A 19,721-nucleotide genomic window follows, 5' to 3' on the forward strand; every position below is an offset into this window, starting at 1 on the left:
CACCGCACGCATATGTCCAGGGATAAGAGATTTCGACCGACGGAAACAGTACGTACCGGTCACCAAGCACTCCGTAACGCACCAGGTCACACGCTCGCAGCGGCCTCCCGGCCCCGGCGACCCGCCGGCGCGTGGCGACGGCCCCGCCGCCACTGCGACCGACCCGCCACCGTCCCGCCGCCGTCCGTCACATCACCACCGCCACCCGATCACGCCTGCCTGGACGCGAGCTCCACGACCGTGATGTCGGAGGGCGCGCCGACCCGGACCGGAGGCCCCCAGGCCCCCGCGCCGCGCGACACGTACAGCTGCGTGTCGCCGTAGCGCTCCAGCCCCGCGACGGTGGGATTGGCCAGCTCGGCGATGAAGTTCCCGGGCCAGAGCTGCCCGCCGTGGGTGTGGCCGGAGAGCTGGAGGTCGACGCCGTGCCGGACGGCGTCGTCGATGACGATCGGCTGGTGCGCGAGGAGCACGGCGGTACGGGACCGGTCGCGGTCCCCGAGCGCCCTGCCGAAGTCGGGCCCCTGGCCCTCCCTCTCACCGGCGACGTCGTCCACGCCGGCGAGGTCGAACCCGGCGCCGATCTCGACGCGGGCGTTGCGCAGCGGGTGCAGGCCGAGCTCGCGGACGTGGTCGACCCAGGCGTCGGCACCGGAGAAGTACTCGTGGTTGCCGGTCACGAAGAACGCGCCGTCACGGGCCCTGAGGTGCGCGAGCGGCTCGGCGGCCGGACCCAGGTCGGCCACGGAGCCGTCGACCAGGTCGCCCACGACGGCGACGAGGTCGGGCTGGGCGGCGTTGATCGTGTCGACGATCCGCTGGGTGTGGGCGCGCCCGAGGATGGGCCCGAGGTGGATGTCCGACACCACCGCGATCCGGTACCCGTGCGCCCGGCGCGGCAGCTTCGCCAAGGGCACGGTCACCCGCTTCACGCGCGGCCCGCGCAGCACCCCGTACGTCCCGTATCCGACCGTCCCGACGGCGACGGCAGCGGCGGTCCCGGAGACGATCCGGTTGACGAACAGGCGACGGGAGAGGTCGGGGACCGGGGCCGGAGCGGTGGCAGGAGCCTCCGCGGCGGCCTCGGCAGCCCCCGCGGAAGCGGGTGCGGGCACGGACACGGCAGCGGCCGGGGCCTCGGCCACCGCCACGGGCCCCCGCCGGGCGAGCAGCCGCCGCAGCAGCGGCCGGAGCGGTTCCGTCACGACCAGCGCCAGCGTCACGTACAGGAGCACGGCGAGCCACAGGAAGCCCGGCCAGGCGAGGACCTGCTCCACGGCGAACGGCGCACCGGCGCGCCCGGAGACGAGCGCCGCGACCGACAGCAACGGCAGCACGACGGCGGCGCCCGTACCGATCCGCCGGGCCGCGCCGCCGGGCGCTGTGAGATCGCGCACCAGGCGCCGCCACACGTACCAGTGCACCGCGCCCAGCAGCGCGAGGATCACGACCAGTACCACCAGGAACACGACCACGCCCCGCCCCACCCTCTCCTCCTCCGTCAGCAGCGCTCGCGCCGAAGCGCGCGCACGCCACGCAACCCGACCACCCCGACCACCGTCCCCGAGACAACGGACGTCACGGGGCCGGCAGACCCTGCCGCAAGATCGCCGCAGGCCCGTTCGATACTGGCAGGGCACGGCCATCCCACCCCGAAGGACACCCCATGAAGCTCAGCCGCCGCGTCTCCTGGTTCCTGCTCGCCTTCGGCGTCTGGTCGTGGGTGATCTGGGTGACCTTCGCGAAGAACCTCTGGAAGGACGGGAGCGGCCTCGCCTTCGACGACGCGGGCAACCCGACCGCGTACTTCTGGGTCCACCTCGCCCTCGCCGTCACGTCGTTCATCCTAGGGACGGCCGTCGGTGTGATCGGCTTCCGGGGTGTCCGCGCGGGCAAGAGGTAAGGCCGCACCGCCTCACGGTGCGTCATGTCGTCCACACCCACCCGCCCCGCCATGGAACTCCGCGTCGGCGGGCTGCACCTGACCATTCAGCGCATCCCTGGATGGCTCGTCACCCTGGTCACCACCGCCGGCGGGGCAGCGGGAACCTGGTGGGCACAGCGCTGAGCGGCGCGCCCGAACTCCGCGCTCGTCTTGAGCCGGCGGCAGCCCCGGCACGGCGCGCCGCTTCCGCCTCCCGGGCAGTCTCCAACCGGGCCTCCGCTCCGGCCGGCGTGCCGTACGGCGCGGAGCTGGAGAGCCGGCCATCGGCCGCCCCCTTGCCGACCTCCAGGGCGTCGTGCGCGCCCTTGCCGGTCAGTCGGGACAGTTCGTCGGCCACCACCACGCCGACCTCGCCCGCGCGGACAGCCGGCATGAGGTCTTCGAACCCCGGGCGGACGGCGTTGGATCCCAACCGGACCGACCCACGTCTTTGAACGTGTGAAACACCTCCCACCTCCGGCTCGCCGCCAGAGCCTCGCCTACTGCCACCCGCGCCTCCTGGAACGCCTCCGACGAGTCCGGGCGCGCCTTGGACTGCCGACCGCGGACGACAACCCGCACCGGGTCCAGATGCTCGGCTCCCACGGGTGAACCCAGGGGATAAGCCTCTCACCTGCTCTTTTCCGCTGCTGAAGCTCTAACAGTCAGTTATTGGACGAAAGTGATCCAGATGAACCAGCTCCACACTCCGAACCCGAGCAGGAACCAGGAGACGGGGCGGCCGAGCTTCATGCTCCCGGTATCGCCGGGGGGTCCCGCGGCCCTGCGGACGGGTGGACGAGCGGCGGCGAACCGCCCCGCGGGGTTCGGAAGGGGGTTCCGGGGATGTACGTTCTCGATCGTGTCCGCTTCGAAGATGACCGCGAAGGCCTCGACCACCGCGAAGGCCGCCCTGGCGGCGACGGCCGCCGCCGCGCTGCTCCCGCTGCTCGCCGCCGCCCCCGCGCACGCCGACGGCAAGCCCCCGCAGCCGCAGCCGCCCGCCCGGATGTCGAGCGTCGGTGGCGCGCTGCTGGCCCAGCCCGGCACCCAGGTGCGGCTCGGCCCGGGCGCCCCGGTGCTGCCGAAGGAGCTCAGCGCGCGCTCGTGGATCGTGGCGGACGCGGAGAGCGGGCAGGTCCTCGCAGCGCACAACGCGCACTGGCCGCTGGCCCCCGCCTCCACCCTGAAGATGCTGTTCGCGGACACCCTGCTGCCCAAGTTCCCCAAGACGCAGAACCACACCGTCCTGCCCCAGGACCTGACCGGTCTCGGCTCCGGGTCCAGTCTGGTCGGCATCAAGGAGAAGCAGACCTACAGCGTCCACGACCTGTGGATGGGCGTCTTCCTGCGCTCCGGCAACGACGCCGTCCACGTCCTCACCGCGATGAACAACGGCAAGGAGCGGACCGTCCAGGAGATGCAGCAGCGGGCGGTGGAGCTGCAGGCCCTGGACACCACGGTGAAGACCCCCGACGGCTACGACGAGCCGGGCCAGGTCTCCTCCGCGTACGACCTCACCCTCATCGCGCGCAGCGGCATGCAGAAGCCGGACTTCCGGGAGTACGCCGCGACCGCGCGCGCCAAGTTCCCCGGGGAGCAGAAGCCCGGCAAGAAGCGTGAGACCTTCGAGATCCAGAACACCAACCGGCTGCTCACCGGCGATCTCGGTGTCCCCGCCTACCAGGGCATCGCGGGCGTCAAGAACGGCAACACCACGCACGCCGGCGCGACCTTCACCGGCGTCGCCGAGCGCAACGGCCGGGTGCTGCTCGTCACCGTCATGAACCCGTCGTCGAAGGAGCAGCACGCCGTCTACAAAGAGACCGCGCGGCTGCTCGACTGGGGCTTCGCGGCGTCGGGGAAGGTGACGCCCGTCGGCGAGCTGGTGCCGCCGAAGTCGGCGCGTACGAGCCCCGGGACGAGCTCGGGAGGCAGCTCGAACGGCACGGAGCCCGCTCCCGGCAAGAACGCCCCCGCGGGTACCGAGCACGCGGCGGCCGTCGGGGGGAAGTCGGGCGGCGTGGGCATCGCGCTCGCCGTGGCGGGCGGTGTGCTGGTGCTGCTCGCGGGCGCGGTGTTCCTGGTCAACCGGCGCTGGCCGCTGGCGGGGGCGGCCCGTCGCTCCCGCCCGGCCGAGGAGCCCGCCGCTCCGGTCGACGAGAGCGTCAACCCGTAGGCGTTCCCGCTCCCTCCGGCTCGGACTCGGCCGCCGGGGCCTGCTCCGTCGCCCTGCCCGTGGCGGTCCAGGCCGCGCAGAAGAGCAGCAGCTTCGCGGTGAAGTTGATCCACAGCAGCAGGGCCACCGGCACGCCGAAGGCCCCGTACATCGACTTCGCGGCGACGCCCCTCATGTAACCGCCGAGCAGCAGTTTCAGGAGCTCGAAGCCGACCGCGCCGAGCAGCGCCGCGATCACCAGGTCGCGGCGCTGCGGCTCGACGCCGGGCAGCAGCGTCAGCACGTACGACAGGATCAGGAAGTCCGCGACGACCGCCACCAGGATCGCGGCGGCCTCGATCAGCACCCGGCCGGGGCCGGTGTGCGCGATGCCGAGCCGCTCGGCGCTCCAGCCCACGGCGGTGGAGCCGAGCCAGGAGGCGGCGAACGAGCAGAGCATCACACCGCCGAGGCCGAGCAGGACGATCGCGTCCTTGCCCTTGCGCAGGAAGGGATTCCCCTCGTCGACGGCGTCCAGCTCCCAGACCGCGCGCAGGCACTCGCGCATCGAACCGATCCAGCCGATGCCCATGAAGAGCAGCACGGCGCCGGCGACGAGACCGATGGTGCCGGCGTTGTCGACGAGGCCCGCGATGTCGAGCTGGTCCGAGATGCCGGGGACCTGGTCGGCGATCTTGTCCTCGATCTTCTTGAGCTGTTCGTCGGAGAGCAGCGCGGCGCCGACCGCGGCGCCGACGGTGATCAGCGGGAAGAGCGCGAGGAAGCTGAGGAAGGTGATGGCGGCGGCGAGCCGGGCCCAGCGGACCTCGTCGAGGCGTTCGTAGGAGTGCCAGGCGTGGGTCTTCATCAGCCGTGTGACCCACGGGCCGACGACGGGGAGCTTGGTCAGCCAGTCCATGCCTTACGCGCCTCTTCCTCTGGTCCTTCGCGGGACGGAATCCGGAACACCAGGGTCCGAGTACCCCAGAATCGCAGACACGTGGCCAGGGCCATGCCCAGACCGAGTCCTGACACCGTGTCGGCCCGGGCGGAGGTGAATCCGAGGCCGTGGTGCGAGACGAGGAGGCAGAGCAGCTGGACGACGGCTCCGGCGACGTTCACGGCGAAGAAGACGGCGTACTCGCGGAGGGCGACGGTCCGGCGGCGGTAGGTGCCGAGCGCGTTGCCGAGGTACGCCACGGTGCAGCCGGCGAGGAAGGAGGCGGCCTTGGCCGTGATCGGGTCCTGGCCGAGCGGCCCGCGCAGCGAGAGGAAGAGGGCGAGGTCGGCGGCGTACGCGGCGAGACCGGCGAGGGCGAAGCCGAGGATCTCGCCGCCCGGGCGGCCGGCGTGCTTGCCTGTCCGGCGACCCGTCGGCTCGCGGCGCGGGCGGCGCGTCAGCGGGCTGTGGAGGCGGGCCGGGAGCTCGCCGCCCACGCGGGCCCTCGGCTCTCTGCAGAGGCCGACTGTTTTCAGGCGGGCGCCGGCTCGTCCGGTGCCGCTCACAGGTCGGCGACCGCCATGCCGTACATCGCCGCCCACACCAGGCCGATGACGGCGAGCGGCCGGTCGCGCAGGATCACGTCCTCGGGTTCGCCGGCCGTGCCCCGGTCGGCGAAGACCGCGTATCGCAGCACCGCCAGGACGAAGGCGACGACGGACAGCTGTCGCCACGGCAGCAGCGAGCCGTTCGCGACGCCGCCGCTCTCCAGGGCCCACAGGCAGTAGCCGAGGACGGCGACCCCGGCCGCCAGCTGCCAGACGAAACGCAGGTAGCCGGCCGTGTACTGGGTGAGCAGCGCCCGGGTCGCCCCCTGGGCCTCCTCCATCTGTACGGCCTCCGAGTAGCGCTTGGCCGCCACCATGAACAGCGCGCCGAAGCCGGTGGTGATGAGGAACCAGCGCGAGAGCGGGATGCCGAGCGCGATCCCGCCGATCATCGCCCGCATGAGGAAGCCGGTGGTGACGACGGTGAGGTCGACGACGAGGACGTGCTTGAGGCGGACGCAGTAGGCGAGTTGCATCGCCAGGTACGCGGTGAGGAGCAGCGCCGTCATCGCGTTGCACAGCACGGCGGCGGCGACCGCCGCGCCGGTCCCGAGGAGGGTTCCCGTCGCGTACGCGAGGGGTACGGGGACGAGGCCGGCGGCGACCGGGCGGTGCCGTTTGACGGGGTGGGCGCGGTCGGCGGCGGCGTCGCGGGCGTCGTTGACCAGGTAGACGGCGGAGGCGGCGGCCGTGAAAAGGGCGAAGACCAGGCCGAGTCGGGCGGCGCTGTGCCAGGAGGCGAGCTGCCCGGCGGCGACGGGCGCAGCGACGACGAGGGTGTTCTTGACCCACTGGCGGGGCCGGGCGGTGCGGACGAGGGCCACCGCGAGGGCGAGCGCCCCGGGCCGCGTGGCGGGCCGGGTGGGTGCGGCGGCGGGTGTGTCAGATGCGCCGGGCGCGTCGGGCGCGTCGAGCAGGGCGGTGCCGATGGCGGTGCCGGCGGCGGCCGCGGCGCCTGCGGTGGCGCCAGTGGCGGCAGTGGCGGCAGTGGCGGCAGTGGCGGCAGTGGGAGCGCCGGCGGAGACGGCCAGGGAGGTGGACGCGACCGGTTCAGCCACGGGTGCCTCCTGGTGAGGTCGCGCGCAGCCAGTCGCGGCCCGCCGCGGCCGTGGCCGCGCCGAGGAGCGCGCCCGCGGCGACGTCGCTCGGATAGTGGACGCCGACGACCAGCCGCGAGAGGCACATCGCCACGGCGGCCGGGACGGCGACGTGCCGGAGCGGTGGATGCAGGACGGTGAAGGCGACGGCCGCCGCGGCCGCCGAGCTCGCGTGCGAGCTGGGGAAGGAGTGCCGCCCGGCGGTGGGGACCAGCGGTGCGTAACGCTCGGGGCGCGGCCTGGGGCGCCGTACCACCCGCTTGACGCCCATGCTGACCAGGTGCGCGGCCCCGACCAGAGCCGTGCCGCGCAGCCAGGCCGCCCGGCGCTCCGGGTCGAACGCGGCGGCGGTGGCCCCGGCGGCGAGCCAGAGCGCGGCGTGCTCACCGCCGTACGAGAGGCCGCGGGCGAGTCCGGCCACGACGGGCCACTGCCCGGCGCGGCGCGCTACGACCAGCACCCGCCGGTCGACCGCGGCGGCGGCAACGAACCCGGGCGCGTTCCGCGCGCCCCGGGGCGCGGTGCCGGGCGCGGGCCCGGGTGCGACCCAGGGCGCCGTCCCGGTTGCGGTCCCTGGTGCGGTCCCGGATACGGAGCCGGGCGCGGTCTCAGGCTCGACCCCGGGCGCGGTCCCGGGCGCGGTCTCAGGCTCGCCCCCGGGCGCGGTCTCAGGCTCGACCCCGGGCGCGGGCCAGGGCGCCGTCCCGGGCGCGGTCCCGGGCGCGACCCCGGCCGCCATCCCGGGGTCCATCCCGTGCTCCGTCCCGGGTGCGGCCCACTCCCCGTATCGCATGTCTCTCGCCCGCCTCCCCGGTGCGCCGTCAACCATGGGCGACTCTGACGCCCGGAGGCGGCCTTCGGCACGGCACGCTTTCCTGACACTCGTTTAATCACCCATTTCGACGAACCGCCCACCAATCCCGGCATAAGCGACACTCCCGGCTATACGGTCGCTCCATGGCAGCCGAGACCGACTTCGAGACGGGCGTCGACACCCACGTCGCCCCTGCCCTCGACACCGACGTCGACATCGACATCGACATCGACACCCTCACCGGCTGGGGCCGCACCGCCCCCACCCACGCGCGCGTGATCCGCCCGCGTACCTACGACGAGGCCGCAGCCGCCGTCCGCGCGTGCGGCGCCCGTGGGTCGATCGCGCGCGGCCTCGGCCGGGCCTACGGAGACGCCGCCCAGAACGCCGGCGGGTCCGTGCTCGACATGACCGCGCTCGCCCGGATCCGCGCCGTGGACGCCGAGGCGGGGCTCGTGGTCTGCGACGCCGGCGTCAGCCTGCACCACCTGATGGAGGTGCTGCTGCCGCTCGGCTGGTTCGTGCCGGTCACCCCCGGCACCCGCTACGTCACCGTCGGCGGAGCCGTCGGCGCCGACATCCACGGCAAGAACCACCACGTCTCCGGCTCCTTCTCCCGCCATGTCGTCTCCCTCGACCTGCTCACCGCCGACGGCCGGGTGCACACCGTCGGTCCCGGCACGCCGCTCTTCGACGCCACCGCCGGCGGCATGGGCCTGACCGGCGTGATCCTCTCCGTCACGCTCCGGCTGCTGCCCGTCGAGACCTCGCTGATGTCCGTCGACACGGAACGGGCCACCGACCTCGACGACCTGATGGCCCGCCTGACCGCCACCGACCACCGCTACCGCTACTCCGTGGCGTGGATCGACCTGCTCGCACGCGGCGCCTCGACCGGCCGCGCCGTCCTCACCCGCGGCGACCACGCCCCGTACGACGCTCTGCCGGTACGGGCCCGGCGCGCCCGCCGCGCGCCCCTGGCCTTCCGGACCGGACAGCTGCCGCCCGCGCCCGCGTACGTCCCCGAGGGGCTGCTCGGCCGCACCACGGTCGGTCTCTTCAACGAGCTCTGGTACCGCAAGGCGCCGCGTCGTTCCACCGGCCGGCTCCAGCGGCTCTCCTCCTTCTTCCACCCGCTCGACGGAGTGCCGCACTGGAACCGGGTGTACGGGCGCGGCGGCTTCGTGCAGTACCAGTTCGTCGTCGGCCACGGGCAGGAGGAGACACTGCGCCGGGTCGTGCGCCGGATCGCGACCCGTGGCTGTCCGTCCTTCCTCGCCGTCCTCAAGCGCTTCGGCGAGGCCGACCCCGGCTGGCTTTCCTTCCCGCTGCCCGGCTGGACCCTCGCGCTCGACATCCCGGCCTCGCTCAGCGGGCTCGGCGCCTTCCTCGACGAACTGGACGAGGAGGTCGTCGCGGCCGGCGGGCGGGTGTACCTCGCCAAGGACTCGCGGCTGCGGCCCGAGCTGCTCGCGGCGATGTACCCGAGGCTCGGCGACTTCCGCGAGCTGCGCGCCGCCCTCGACCCGCACTCGGTGTTCATGTCGGACCTCGCCCGCCGCCTCGCCCTCTGATCCCCGTCCCCTGCCGTCCCGTCCCTCCCCGCCTCCCGCTGCCCCGTCCCCTCCCGTCCTCCTCCGACCTCTCCCGTCCCGCTCCCTCCCTGGAGGCTGAACGCCATGAAGGACGCCTTCGGCGCACCCCAGTCCCTGCTCGTTCTCGGCGGCACCTCCGAGATCGGCCTCGCCACCGCCCGCCGGCTGATCAGCCGCCGTACCCGTACGGTGTGGCTGGCCGGCCGTCCCTCCCCCGCCCTCACCGCCGCGGCCGACTCGCTGCGCGCCCTCGGCGCGGAGGTGCGCACCGTCCCGTTCGACGCGCTGGACACCGAGTCGCACGAGGAGCGGCTCGGCAAGATCTTCACCGAGGGCGATGTCGACATGGTGCTGCTCGCCTTCGGCGTCCTCGGCGACCAGGTGCGCGACGAGTCCGACCCGCTCGCGGCCGTACGGGTCGCCCAGACGAACTACACCGGTGCCGTATCGGCCGGTCTGGTCTGCGCCCAGGCCCTTCAGGCGCAGGGCCACGGCTCGCTGGTGGTGCTGTCGTCGGTGGCCGGCGAGCGGGCCCGGCGGGCGAACTTCATCTACGGCTCGTCGAAGGCCGGGCTGGACGCCTTCGCGCAGGGGCTCGGGGACGCGATGCACGGCACGGGCGTGCACGTGATGGTGGTCAGGCCCGGGTTCGTCCGCACCCGGATGACCGCGGGCCGGGAGGAGGCGCCGCTCGCGACCACGCCGGAGGCCGTCGCGACGGCGATCGAGCTGGGGCTGCGGCGCCGCTCGGAGACGGTGTGGGTGCCGGGCGCGCTGCGCATGGTGATGTCTGCGCTGCGGCACGTGCCGCGACCGCTGTTCCGGCGTCTGCCCGTGTGACCGACGGCGAGACCGGCGATCTGGCCGACGACCTACGACGTGACCGGCGACCTGACCGACGACGTGACCGGAGATCTGCGCGGCGACTGGCGGTGTGACTGCCGTACGGGCGCGGCTCCGGGTCCGGGTCCGAGTCAGGTCCGGGCCCGGTCCAGGTCCGGTCCGAGTCCGGGCCCCGTCCGGCTCCGGCTCCGGCTCCCGGTTCAGACCGCCGGTGTCGTGGCCGGCGCGTCGACCGGGCTGCCGCCCTGCGCCGGGACCGCCGTGATGGTCCGGCCGCTGCCGAACTCGTAGTCGCACAGCTTGCGCCACACCTCGTCCGCGCCCTGCTCGTACAGCGCGAAGGAGCGGCAGGTCCACGTCGCCTGGTAGCCGGAGAGCTCCTCGAAGGCGCGGTCCATCGCCTCGTCGGCGATGCCGTGGGCGACGGTGACGTGCGGGTGGTACGGGAACTGCAGCTCGCGCGGGACGGGGCCGGCCGCGTCGCGGATCCGCTGCTGGAGCCGGTCGCAGCCGACGGCGCCCTCGACGAGCTTCACGAAGACGACGGGAGAGAGCGGCCGGAAGGTGCCGGTGCCGTCGAGCCGCATCGTGAAGGGGTCGCTGAGCGCGGCGATGCCGGCGAGGTGCGCCTCGATCTCCGGCAGCCGCTCCTCGTCCACCTCGGTCGGCGGGAGCAGGGTGACGTGGGTCGGGATGCCGTACGCGGCGGGATCCCCGAAGCCCGCGCGCCGCTCCTGGAGCAGGCTGCCGTGAGGCTCCGGGACCGCGATCGAAACGCCGAGCGTTACGGTCCCCACGTCGTTCTCCTCCGTCGTGCGTCGTCCGTCGTGCGTGGAAATGTGTGTGGTGGTGCAGCCGCCAGTGTGCGGCCTGCACCACCGTTTGGGCCAGAGTCCTCGGACCTGGTGCCGGGCCGGGTGTCCGGACCGGTGCCGGCCGGCGTCCGGCTCAGTGCTTGGCGGGCAGGAAGCCGATCCGCTCGTAGGTCTGCGCCAGCGTCTCGGCGGCGACCGCGCGGGCCTTCTCCGCGCCCTTGGCCAGCACGGAGTCCAACGTCTCCGGGTCGTCCAGGTACTCCTGGGTGCGGGTCCGGAACGGCGTGACGAAGTCCACCATGACCTCGGCCAGGTCGGTCTTCAGGGCGCCGTACATCTTGCCCTCGTAGCTCTTCTCGAGGTCGGCGACCGACGTGTCGGTGAGCACGGACATGATCGTGAGCAGGTTGGAGACGCCGGCCTTGTTCTCCGGGTCGAAGCGGATGACCGTGTCGGTGTCGGTGACCGCGCTCTTGACCTTCTTCGCGGTGGTCTTCGGCTCGTCGAGGAGGTTGATCAGACCCTTGGGGGTGGACGCCGACTTGCTCATCTTGACCGACGGGTCCTGCAGGTCGTAGATCTTGGCCGTCTCCTTGAGGATGTACGGCGCCGGGATCGTGAAGGTCTCGCCGAAGCGGCCGTTGAAGCGCTCCGCGAGGTCGCGGGTCAGCTCGATGTGCTGGCGCTGGTCCTCGCCGACCGGGACCTGGTGGGCCTGGTAGAGCAGGATGTCGGCGACCTGGAGGATCGGGTACGTGAAGAGGCCGACCGTTGCGCGGTCGGCGCCCTGCTTCGCGGACTTGTCCTTGAACTGGGTCATGCGGGAGGCCTCGCCGAAGCCGGTGAGGCAGTTCATGACCCAGCCGAGCTGGGCGTGCTCGGGCACGTGGCTCTGGACGAAGAGGGTGCAGCGCTCCGGGTCGAGGCCGGCGGCGAGCAGCTGGGCGGCGGCGAGCCGGGTGTTGGCGCGCAGCTCGGCCGGGTCCTGCGGGACCGTGATCGCGTGCAGGTCCACGACCATGTAGAAGGCGTCGTGGGACTCCTGCAGCGCGACCCACTGACGGACGGCGCCGAGGTAGTTGCCGAGGTGGAACGAGCCTGCGGTGGGCTGGATTCCGGAGAGCACACGAGGTCGATCAGAGGCCATGCTCATCATTCTCTCAGGTGTGGGAACCGATCCCGGACTGCCGGTGTATCAGAGATGTGAGGACGAGGGAGGGGACCCGGGAGGGGGGCCGAGTCGTCGTCGACGAGGGGGCCGTGATCGCACGGGTGCGCGCCGGAGAGCCGGAGGCGTACGCGGAGCTCGTTCGCGCCCACACCGGGGTCGCGCTGCGGGCCGCGGTGGCCTGCGGGGCGGGCGCGGACGCCGAGGACGTGGTGCAGCAGGCGTTCTTCAAGGCGTATCGCTCGCTGGGCGCCTTCAGGGACGGGTCGGCGTTCCGGCCGTGGCTGCTCAGCATCGTGGCCAATGAGACGAGGAACACACTGCGCTCGGCGGGGCGGCAGCGGGCCGTGGCCGGGCGGGAGGCGGAGCTGCTCGCGGGCGAGCCGCTGATACCGGAGGGCGCGGATCCCGCGGTGGCGCTGGAGGAGGACGAGCGGCGCAGACGCCTGCTCGTGGCGCTCGACGCGCTGGGCGAGGAGCAGCGCGCGGTGGTGGTGCACCGCTATCTGCTGGAGCTGGACGAGGCGGAGACGGCCGAGGCCCTCGGCTGGCCGCGCGGGACGGTGAAGTCCCGGCTGAGCCGGGCGCTGAAGAGGCTGGGGACGGTGCTGAAGGGAGGTGAGGAGCATGGCTGAGTCGAAGCGGGAACTGGAGGAGGAGCTGCGGGAGCTCGGGCGGGCGTTGAGGGTGCCCGATGTCGACGGGCCGACGATGGCCGAGCGGGTGCTGGCCCAGCTCCTGGCCGAGCGGGTGCCAGCACCGGCGCCCCCGCCGCCGCCTGCCCGGTGGGCGTGGCTGCGGCGGTGGTGGAAAGCGCTGGTGGCCTCGGTCTCGGGGCTGTTGATGGTCGTGGTGCTCACTCCTCCGGTGCGGGCGACAGTGGTGGAGTGGCTGGGCTTCGGCGGGGTCGCGGTGCGGTACGAGCCGGGGGCGCCGGCCGCGCCCGGTGCGGCGGCCGGGGTGCCGGGCTGTCGGAACCCGGTGCCGCTCGCGGAGGCGGGGCGCCGGGCGGGCTTCACGCCGCTGATACCCGGGGCGCTCGGTGAGCCGGACGCCGCGACGGTGACGGGCGTCCCTCCGCGGGGCGTGATCGGCCTGTGCTGGCGGACGGCGGAGGGCGGCGCGGTCCGGCTGGACGAGTTCCCGGCGCGGCTGGACGTCGGCTTCGGCAAGCAGGTGCGGGTGCCGCCGGAGTGGGTGGCGCTGCCGGACGGCACGGAGGCCTACTGGTTCGCCCGGCCGCATCTGCTGACCTTCCCGATGACGGACTCCGCCGGCTCGGGCTGGGCCCCGTCGGTCCGCCCGGCGGGCCCCACGCTGCTCTGGACGAGGAGCGGGGGCACGCTCACCCTCCGTCTGGAGGGCGTGGCCGACCGGACGGAGGCGATACGCATCGCCGCCTCCGCCCGGTAAGGGCAGGACGGAGGCGGCGGGGGGCCCGACCGGTCAGGTCGGGAGGCCGGGGGCCGGGAAGGCGGCCATGAGGTCGGCGACCTCCGCGCGGATCACCGCGAGGGCGTCCTCGTCGCCCTTGCCGGCGGCGGTGACACCGCGGTCGATCCAGTCGGCGACCTGGGGCATGTGGGAGACGTCCAGGCCGCGGGAGGTGAGCGAGGGGGTGCCGATGCGGACGCCGGAGGGGTCGAAGGGCTTTCGGGGGTCGTAGGGGACGGTGTTGTAGTTGACGACGATCCCGGCCCGGTCGAGGGCCTTCGCGGCGACCTTGCCGGGGACCTCCTTGGGAGTGAGGTCCATGAGGATCAGGTGGTTGTCGGTGCCGCCGGACACCAGGTCGAAGCCGCGGGCCAGCAGGGCATCGGCGAGGGCCTTGGCGTTGGCGACGACCGCGTGGGCGTAGTCACGGAAGGAGGGCTGGGCCGCCTCGCGCAGGGCCACGGCGATGGCGGCGGTGGTCTGGTTGTGCGGGCCGCCCTGGAGGCCGGGGAAGACGGCCTTGTCGAGGGCCTTGGCGTGCTGCTCGCGGGACATCAGCATGGCGCCGCGCGGGCCGCGGAGGGTCTTGTGCGTGGTCGTGGAGATCACGTCCACGTGCCCGACCGGGGACGGGTGGGCGCCGCCGGCGATCAGGCCGGCGATGTGGGCGACGTCGGCGACGAGCACGGCGCCTGCCTCGCGGGCGATCTCACCGAAGGCGGCGAAGTCGATGGTGCGGGGCAGCGCGGTGCCGCCGCAGAAGATGACCTTCGGGCGTTCGGCGAGGGCGAGTTCGCGGACCTGGTCGAAGTCGATGAGGCCGGTGTCCTGGCGTACGCCGTACTGGACGCCGCGGAACCAGGTGCCGGTGGCGGAGACGCCCCAGCCGTGGGTGAGGTGGCCGCCCATGGGCAGCGCCATGCCCATCACGGTGTCGCCGGGCTCGGCGAAGGCGAGGTAGACGGCGAGGTTGGCCGGGGAGCCGGAGTACGGCTGGACGTTGGCGTGGTCGACGCCGAAGAGGGCCTTGGCGCGCTCGATGGCGAGGCTCTCGACCTGGTCGATGTTCTGCTGGCCCTCGTAGTAGCGGCGGCCCGGGTAGCCCTCGCTGTACTTGTTCTGCAGGACGGTGCCGGAGGCCTCGAGGACGGCGGCGGAGACGTAGTTCTCGCTCGGGATGAGCCGGAGCGTCTCGGCCTGGAGCCGCTCCTCGGCGCCGACGAGGGCGGCGAGCTCGGGGTCGGCGGCGGCGAGTGCCGGGTGGTGGGCGGGAAGGTTCATGGCGTTCGTTCCTCCGGGCAGGAGGTCCCGGTGCGGGTGCCGCACGGCGCCACACGGGACCTGACGGTTCCGTGATGCCCAGGCGAGCGGCACCTCGTGTGGTCTGCCGCGCACGGCTCCCCCGGGGTCGCTTCCCCGTGCGCCAGTCGCCGTGCGTGTTCCCAGACTAGCGGGCGCGCCGTCACGGCAGGTTTCCCGGTCCGGCATGTGAGCGACGATAAGAAAAGGGAGCCACACCCTCCCCAGCCGCAGGACGAACGGAGATCCCGTGTCGAAGACGCAAGACGAGATCGCTGCCGCGGACGCGCACAGCGCCCACAACTACCACCCGCTTCCCCTGGTCGTCGCCACCGCCGAGGGGGCGTGGATGACCGATGTCGAGGGGCGCCGCTTCCTCGACATGCTCGCCGGCTACTCGGCGCTCAACTTCGGTCATGGCAACCGGCGTCTGCTGGACGCCGCACGGGCGCAGCTGGACCGGGTGACGCTCACCTCGCGGGCCTTCCACCACGACCGGTTCGGGGAGTTCTGCACGCGCCTGGCCGAGCTGTGCGGCAAGGAGATGGTGCTGCCGATGAACACGGGCGCGGAGGCCGTGGAGACGGCGGTGAAGACCGCGCGGAAGTGGGGCTACGAGGTGAAGGGCGTGCCGGACGGGCACGCGAAGATCGTGGTCGCGGGGAACAACTTCCACGGCCGGACGACGACGATCGTCAGCTTCTCCACGGACCACGAGGCGCGCGACCACTACGGCCCGTACACGCCGGGCTTCGAGATCGTGCCGTACGGCGATCTGACGGCACTGGAGACGGCGGTCACGGAGAACACGGTGGCCGTGCTCCTGGAGCCGATCCAGGGTGAGGCGGGCGTCCTCGTCCCGCCGCCCGGCTATCTGCGGGGCGTGCGGGAGCTGACGGCGCGGCGGAACGTGCTGTTCATGGCGGACGAGATCCAGTCGGGCCTGGGCCGCACGGGCAAGACCTTCGCGTGCGAGCACGAGGACGTGGTGCCCGACGTCTACGTTCTCGGCAAGGCGCTGGGCGGCGGTGTGGTGCCGGTGTCGGCGGTGGTCGCGGACCGGGACGTCCTCGGGGTGTTCCGGCCGGGCGAGCACGGCTCGACGTTCGGTGGCAATCCGCTGGCCTGTGCGGTGGCCCTCGAGGTGATCACGATGCTGCGGACGGGCGAGTACCAGCAGCGGGCGGCGGAGCTGGGCGAGCACCTGCACGCGGAGCTGAAGCTGCTGGTGGGCGGCGGCGCGGTGGAGGAGGTGCGCGGGCGGGGCCTGTGGGCGGGCGTCGACATCGCGGCCTCGAAGGGCACGGGGCGGCAGATCTCGGAGCGGCTGATGGAGCGGGGTGTGCTGGTGAAGGACACCCACGGGTCGACGATCCGGATCGCGCCGCCCCTGGTGATCTCGAAGGAGGACCTGGACTGGGGGCTCGAGCAGTTGCGGGCGGTGCTGACGGAGGGGTGACGGTCCGTCCGCGTGCTTCGGCGGCGCGCGCGGACGGTGAGCGCCCCCTGGCGGCGGCCTGCGCGCGCGGGCCGCGTGCGCAGGCCGTGTCCTCTGCGCACGCCGGCCGCGTGCGGGCCGGGCCGTGGGCCCCGTCGGCTCGTAGGGGGTCATCCGGGGGCGGGCCGTGGCTCGGGGGCGCGGCCCCGGGGCCCTCCGGCCCCGGCGCCCACCCGCCGTCGGGCCGAACCCCTTCGTATCGCCATCGCCGCCAGCACCACCGGCACCGCCATCGTCGGCGTCGCCGGGTCCGTCAGGGCCGGTGGGTGGATGCGCCGGGTCCGGTTCGTGGGCAACTCCACCCGTTGACAGGGCAGTTGGTCTAGGCCAATGTTGCGGCCATGTCGAGACCCCGTCTGCGCCGCGCCCTGCGCGGTGCGATCGCCGCACTCGTCCCGCTCGCGCTGCTCGGCGCGTTGTCCGGCTCCGCCCATGCCGCCCCCGCGGCGGCGTGGCCCGAGCCCGTGCCCGTCGTCTCCCGCGTCGAGACCGCCGACCCGGTCGTCTTCATCACCGTCGACGACGGCTGGAACCACGACCCGGGCGCCGCGAGGCTCCTGCTCGACCGCAGGGTGCCCGCCTCGCTGTTCCTGCTGCCGGGCGCGTACTCGTACGACTCCGGCTACTTCCACGGCCTGCTCGACCAGGGCCGTTCCCGGGTCGAGAACCACACCGTCAGCCACCCGGACCTCACGACGCTCGACGCCGCGGGGCAGAAGGCCGAGGTCTGCGGGGCGCGTGAGGCGCACCTCGCCGAGTTCGGGGACGGGCCGCGGCTGCTGCGCCCGCCGTACGGCGCGTACGACGCGACGACCCGGACGACCGCGCGGGCCTGCGGGGCGAAGGCCCTGGTGACGTGGACGTACGACCTGACCACCTGGGGTGCGGATCCCGTACCGATGCCCCGGCTGAAGGCGGGCGACATCGTGCTGCTGCACTTCAACGGGACCGTCGAGCAGGACCTCCGCCGCGTCCTGGACGCGGCCGAGGCGGCCGGTCTGAAGGCCGCGCCCCTCAGGGACTACGTCACAGAATGACGTGCGGGATGAAACGGGCGTACTCGTCCGTGACGGGCCCCGCCGACTCCCGGATCCCGAGCCCAGCGGACTCGTCGCCGACGGTCCAGGCACCGAGGACCACGCGGTTGCCGTCGAAGTCGGGCAGCGGGGCCAGTTCCTGGTAGACGCAGGGCTCCTCGCGCGCCACCGCCGCCGCGCCCGGCTCGTGCAGGGTCACGCCCGCACCCTCGCGGCCGAGCAGCGGCTTGGAGACGTAGCCGGGGCCGCCGGCGGCGGCGAGTTCGCGCGGGCCGTCCAGGTAGGCCGGCAGCAGGTTCGGGTGGCCCGGGTACAGCTCCCAGAGGATCGCCAGGAGGGCCTTGTTGGAGAGGAGCATCTTCCAGGCGGGTTCGATCCAGCAGGTGGTGCCGGTGCCGCCGCCGTTGTCGAGGGTGTCCAGGACGTGCGGGCCGAAGCGGTCCGTGGTGAGCCACTCCCACGGGTAGAGCTTGAAGCACGCGCGGATGAAGCGGAGCCGGTCGTCGACGAAGCGTCCGGAGATGCGGTCCCAGCCGATCCGCTCGACGGAGAGCGCCTCCGTGGCGAGCCCGGCCTGCTGGGCGGTCTCGCGCAGGTACGCGACCGTCATCAGGTCCTCGCCGAGCTCGTCGCCGTCCGAGTGGACGAAGTGCACCGGGCTGCCGGGCGGCAGCAGGTGGGCCTGCCGCTTCCAGGCGTCGACGAGCCGCTCGTGGAGCGAGTTCCACTGGTCGGCCCCGGGGAAGCGCTCCTCCATCCAGAACCACTGCGGGCTCGCGGCCTCCACCAGGGAGGTGGGGGTGTCGGCGTTGTACTCCAGCATCTTGGCCGGGCCCGTACCGTCGTAGCGCAGGTCGAAGCGGGCGTAGACGGTGGGGAGTTCGGCCCGGCGGCGCCAGGACTCGGCGACCCGGGCGGCGAGCCGGGGATCGGTGATGCCGAGCTCGGCGAAACGGTCCTTCTCGACGATGTGCGCCGCGGCCGCGAGGCACATGGCGTGCAGCTCCTCGACGACCTCCTCCAGCGCCTCGACCTCGGGCAGGCTGAAGGCGTAGTAGGCGCTCTCGTCCCAGTAGGGGCGCAGCGAGCCGTCGGGGTAGCGGGTCAGGGGGTAGATCAGGCCCTGTTCCTCGACGGTCTGCTGCCAGCCGGGGCGGGGCTCGATGGTGTGGCGCTCCACGGCCGGATCAGCCGCCGGAGGAGGAGTGGTGGCCGCCGAAGCCGCCGCTGTCGACCGCGGACCTGTCGAAGCTGCCGCCGCTGACCTTGCCGTTGCTGGACGAGCCGCCGTAGTAGTAGCGGCCGTTGGAGCTGCTGCTGCTTCCGCTGCTGCCGTCGCCGTCGCACTTGTAGTCCGGCAGCTCCTTGTACGTCACCGGGTCGACGCAGCGCCGGTCGGGCTCCGAGGAGCAGGCGGTGAGCGTTGCCGCGAGCATGCCCACTCCACCGAGTACCACCGTGGTCGACCGCAGTCTGCGCATGACCCTGTCCTCCCCTGTCTCCCCTGTTCTCCGGGCGGGGCGGCGGCCACGCTCGGTTGCGATCGCACAGTGTAGGCCCGGCGTGAACGCCCGTCCGATCCCCGTCGCACTAGAGTCCCTTTCGTGCTTCTTGGGATGATGTGCGCACTCGGATCCGCCGTCTGCTTCGGGGCCGCCTCGGTCTTCCAGGCGCTCGGCGCCAGGGCCGCCGAGCCCGGCACGGGCAGCGGGGTCGACGTGGCGCTGCTGTGGCGGGCCCTGCGGCAGTGGCGGTACGTCGCCGGGCTCGGCATGGACGGGCTCGGTTTCGTGCTCCAGATCGTCGCGCTGCGGACGCTGCCGATCTACGCGGTCGGGGCCTCCCTCGCGGCCAGTCTCGCCGTCACGGCGGTGATCGCCTCGCGCATGCTGAAGGTGCGGCTCAGCCGTGTCGAGTGGGCGGCGGTCGCGGTGGTGTGCCTCGGGCTCGCGATGCTGGCGCTCGCCTCCGGCAGGGAGGGCCACGACAGCCCCGGTGACGTGCTGGAGTGGGGTCTGCTCGCCGCGGCCTTCGGCGTGCTCGTCGTCGGGGCGGCGGCCGGCCGGCTCCCGGAACGGCCGCGGGCCCTGACCCTCGGCCTCGCGGGCGGTTTCGGCTTCGGCGTGGTCGAGGTCGCCGTACGGCTGATCGACTCGGTCGACCTCACCGAGCCCGCCCTGTACGCCCTCCTCGTCGGCGGCGGCAGCGCGTTCCTGCTCTACACCTCCGCCCTGCAGCGCGGCTCGGTCACCACAGCGACCGCCGGCCTGGTCCTCGGTGAGACCATCGGCCCCGCGCTGGCGGGCGTCGTCTGGCTCGGCGACCGCACCCGCGAGGGCCTCGGCTGGCTCGCCCTCCTCGGCTTCGCCGTCGCGGTCGCGGGCTCACTGACCCTGGCCCGCTTCGGCGAGGCCCCGGCCGTGGAAGCGGCGGAAGCGGAACTCAAGGGCTGAACAGAGCTGGACAAGGCCGCGCAGAGACGGGCAGAGAC

20 protein-coding genes and 1 riboswitch are annotated in these 19,721 nt (G+C 73.3%); of the genes, 10 read left to right on the forward strand and 10 right to left on the reverse strand.

Annotation, left to right across the window (positions count from 1 at the left end; translation table 11 throughout):
- Positions 1-209: 209 nt before the first annotated feature.
- On the reverse strand, positions 210-1,475 hold the full coding sequence (locus ACFVGS_RS28685; protein WP_384417848.1) for a metallophosphoesterase: 1,266 nt from the start codon (positions 1,473-1,475) through the stop codon (positions 210-212).
- Between the two features lie 191 nt (positions 1,476-1,666).
- Here ACFVGS_RS28685 and ACFVGS_RS28690 point away from each other — a divergent pair, with 191 nt between their 5' ends.
- The 3 genes from ACFVGS_RS28690 (at position 1,667) to ACFVGS_RS28700 (ending at position 4,103) form a co-directional block, all read left to right on the forward strand.
- A complete protein-coding gene (locus ACFVGS_RS28690) occupies positions 1,667-1,903 on the forward strand; it encodes an SCO4848 family membrane protein (RefSeq protein ID WP_384417709.1) in 237 nt (78 codons plus the stop codon).
- A gap of 24 nt (positions 1,904-1,927) precedes the next feature.
- Positions 1,928-2,068, forward strand: a complete 141-nt coding sequence (locus ACFVGS_RS28695; protein ID WP_385694474.1) for a hypothetical protein — start codon at positions 1,928-1,930, stop codon at positions 2,066-2,068.
- A 733-nt stretch (positions 2,069-2,801) separates the two neighbouring features.
- On the forward strand, positions 2,802-4,103 hold the full coding sequence (locus ACFVGS_RS28700) for a D-alanyl-D-alanine carboxypeptidase family protein (protein WP_384417704.1): 1,302 nt from the start codon (positions 2,802-2,804) through the stop codon (positions 4,101-4,103).
- On the opposite strand, the gene ACFVGS_RS28705 is transcribed toward ACFVGS_RS28700, so the two are convergent.
- From ACFVGS_RS28705 to ACFVGS_RS28720, 4 genes are all read right to left on the reverse strand, one after another.
- Positions 4,093-5,001 (reverse strand): YihY/virulence factor BrkB family protein, encoded by a 909-nt coding sequence (locus ACFVGS_RS28705; RefSeq protein WP_385694477.1) that lies wholly within the window; start codon positions 4,999-5,001, stop codon positions 4,093-4,095. The two genes, ACFVGS_RS28700 and ACFVGS_RS28705, sit on opposite strands and share 11 nt — an antisense overlap.
- Entirely contained in the window at positions 4,989-5,411 is a 423-nt protein-coding gene (locus ACFVGS_RS28710) for a GtrA family protein (RefSeq protein WP_385694505.1), read from the reverse strand. The genes ACFVGS_RS28705 and ACFVGS_RS28710 overlap by 13 nt, the downstream gene beginning before the upstream one ends.
- Before the next feature lie 173 nt (positions 5,412-5,584).
- A complete protein-coding gene (locus ACFVGS_RS28715) occupies positions 5,585-6,547 on the reverse strand; it encodes a decaprenyl-phosphate phosphoribosyltransferase (protein ID WP_384417843.1) in 963 nt (320 codons plus the stop codon).
- Between the two features lie 133 nt (positions 6,548-6,680).
- Positions 6,681-7,187, reverse strand: a complete 507-nt coding sequence (locus ACFVGS_RS28720) for a phosphatase PAP2 family protein (protein ID WP_385694480.1) — start codon at positions 7,185-7,187, stop codon at positions 6,681-6,683.
- Positions 7,188-7,684: 497 nt separating this feature from the next.
- Here ACFVGS_RS28720 and ACFVGS_RS28725 point away from each other — a divergent pair, with 497 nt between their 5' ends.
- Together ACFVGS_RS28725 and ACFVGS_RS28730 are read left to right on the forward strand one after the other, a co-directional pair.
- Positions 7,685-9,115 carry an FAD-binding protein gene (locus ACFVGS_RS28725; protein WP_385694483.1) on the forward strand — a complete coding sequence of 477 codons (1,431 nt, stop codon included), beginning with the start codon at positions 7,685-7,687 and terminating at the stop codon, positions 9,113-9,115.
- A gap of 105 nt (positions 9,116-9,220) precedes the next feature.
- Positions 9,221-9,976: a decaprenylphospho-beta-D-erythro-pentofuranosid-2-ulose 2-reductase gene (locus tag ACFVGS_RS28730; RefSeq protein WP_384417694.1), complete on the forward strand. Its 756-nt coding sequence runs from the start codon at positions 9,221-9,223 to the stop codon at positions 9,974-9,976.
- Between the two features lie 203 nt (positions 9,977-10,179).
- Here ACFVGS_RS28730 and ACFVGS_RS28735 read toward each other — a convergent pair whose 3' ends face one another.
- Positions 10,180-10,776 carry a 2'-5' RNA ligase family protein gene (locus ACFVGS_RS28735; RefSeq protein WP_384417691.1) on the reverse strand — a complete coding sequence of 199 codons (597 nt, stop codon included), beginning with the start codon at positions 10,774-10,776 and terminating at the stop codon, positions 10,180-10,182.
- A gap of 151 nt (positions 10,777-10,927) precedes the next feature.
- Complete coding sequence (gene trpS, locus ACFVGS_RS28740) at positions 10,928-11,941, reverse strand: tryptophan--tRNA ligase (RefSeq protein WP_384417688.1); 1,014 nt, start codon at positions 11,939-11,941, stop codon at positions 10,928-10,930.
- Positions 11,942-11,997: 56 nt separating this feature from the next.
- Between trpS and ACFVGS_RS28745 the strand changes: the two genes are divergently transcribed.
- Both ACFVGS_RS28745 and ACFVGS_RS28750 read left to right on the forward strand, forming a co-directional pair.
- Entirely contained in the window at positions 11,998-12,597 is a 600-nt protein-coding gene (locus tag ACFVGS_RS28745; RefSeq protein ID WP_384417685.1) for an RNA polymerase sigma factor, read from the forward strand.
- Positions 12,590-13,375 (forward strand): hypothetical protein, encoded by a 786-nt coding sequence (locus ACFVGS_RS28750; protein ID WP_384417683.1) that lies wholly within the window; start codon positions 12,590-12,592, stop codon positions 13,373-13,375. Before ACFVGS_RS28745 ends, ACFVGS_RS28750 begins: the two co-directional genes overlap by 8 nt.
- Positions 13,376-13,408: 33 nt before the next feature.
- On the opposite strand, the gene glyA is transcribed toward ACFVGS_RS28750, so the two are convergent.
- Positions 13,409-14,677, reverse strand: a complete 1,269-nt coding sequence (gene glyA / locus ACFVGS_RS28755; protein WP_384417680.1) for a serine hydroxymethyltransferase — start codon at positions 14,675-14,677, stop codon at positions 13,409-13,411.
- Positions 14,678-14,746: 69 nt separating this feature from the next.
- A riboswitch (ZMP/ZTP riboswitch) is annotated at positions 14,747-14,837 on the reverse strand.
- 108 nt (positions 14,838-14,945) lie between these two features.
- Between glyA and rocD the strand changes: the two genes are divergently transcribed.
- Both rocD and ACFVGS_RS28765 read left to right on the forward strand, forming a co-directional pair.
- On the forward strand, positions 14,946-16,154 hold the full coding sequence (gene rocD, locus ACFVGS_RS28760; protein ID WP_385694488.1) for an ornithine--oxo-acid transaminase: 1,209 nt from the start codon (positions 14,946-14,948) through the stop codon (positions 16,152-16,154).
- A 380-nt stretch (positions 16,155-16,534) separates the two neighbouring features.
- A complete protein-coding gene (locus tag ACFVGS_RS28765; protein ID WP_385694491.1) occupies positions 16,535-17,230 on the forward strand; it encodes a polysaccharide deacetylase family protein in 696 nt (231 codons plus the stop codon).
- On the opposite strand, the gene ACFVGS_RS28770 is transcribed toward ACFVGS_RS28765, so the two are convergent.
- Both ACFVGS_RS28770 and ACFVGS_RS28775 read right to left on the reverse strand, forming a co-directional pair.
- Positions 17,220-18,410 (reverse strand): glutathionylspermidine synthase family protein, encoded by a 1,191-nt coding sequence (locus ACFVGS_RS28770; RefSeq protein WP_385694493.1) that lies wholly within the window; start codon positions 18,408-18,410, stop codon positions 17,220-17,222. The two genes, ACFVGS_RS28765 and ACFVGS_RS28770, sit on opposite strands and share 11 nt — an antisense overlap.
- Before the next feature lie 7 nt (positions 18,411-18,417).
- Complete coding sequence (locus tag ACFVGS_RS28775; protein ID WP_384417670.1) at positions 18,418-18,711, reverse strand: hypothetical protein; 294 nt, start codon at positions 18,709-18,711, stop codon at positions 18,418-18,420.
- Positions 18,712-18,846: 135 nt separating this feature from the next.
- Here ACFVGS_RS28775 and ACFVGS_RS28780 point away from each other — a divergent pair, with 135 nt between their 5' ends.
- Positions 18,847-19,683: a hypothetical protein gene (locus tag ACFVGS_RS28780; protein WP_384417840.1), complete on the forward strand. Its 837-nt coding sequence runs from the start codon at positions 18,847-18,849 to the stop codon at positions 19,681-19,683.
- Positions 19,684-19,721 lie beyond the last annotated feature (38 nt).

Origin of the sequence: Streptomyces sp. NPDC127114, assembly GCF_042677525.1 — a bacterium.
Taxonomy (GTDB): Bacteria; Actinomycetota; Actinomycetes; order Streptomycetales; family Streptomycetaceae; genus Streptomyces.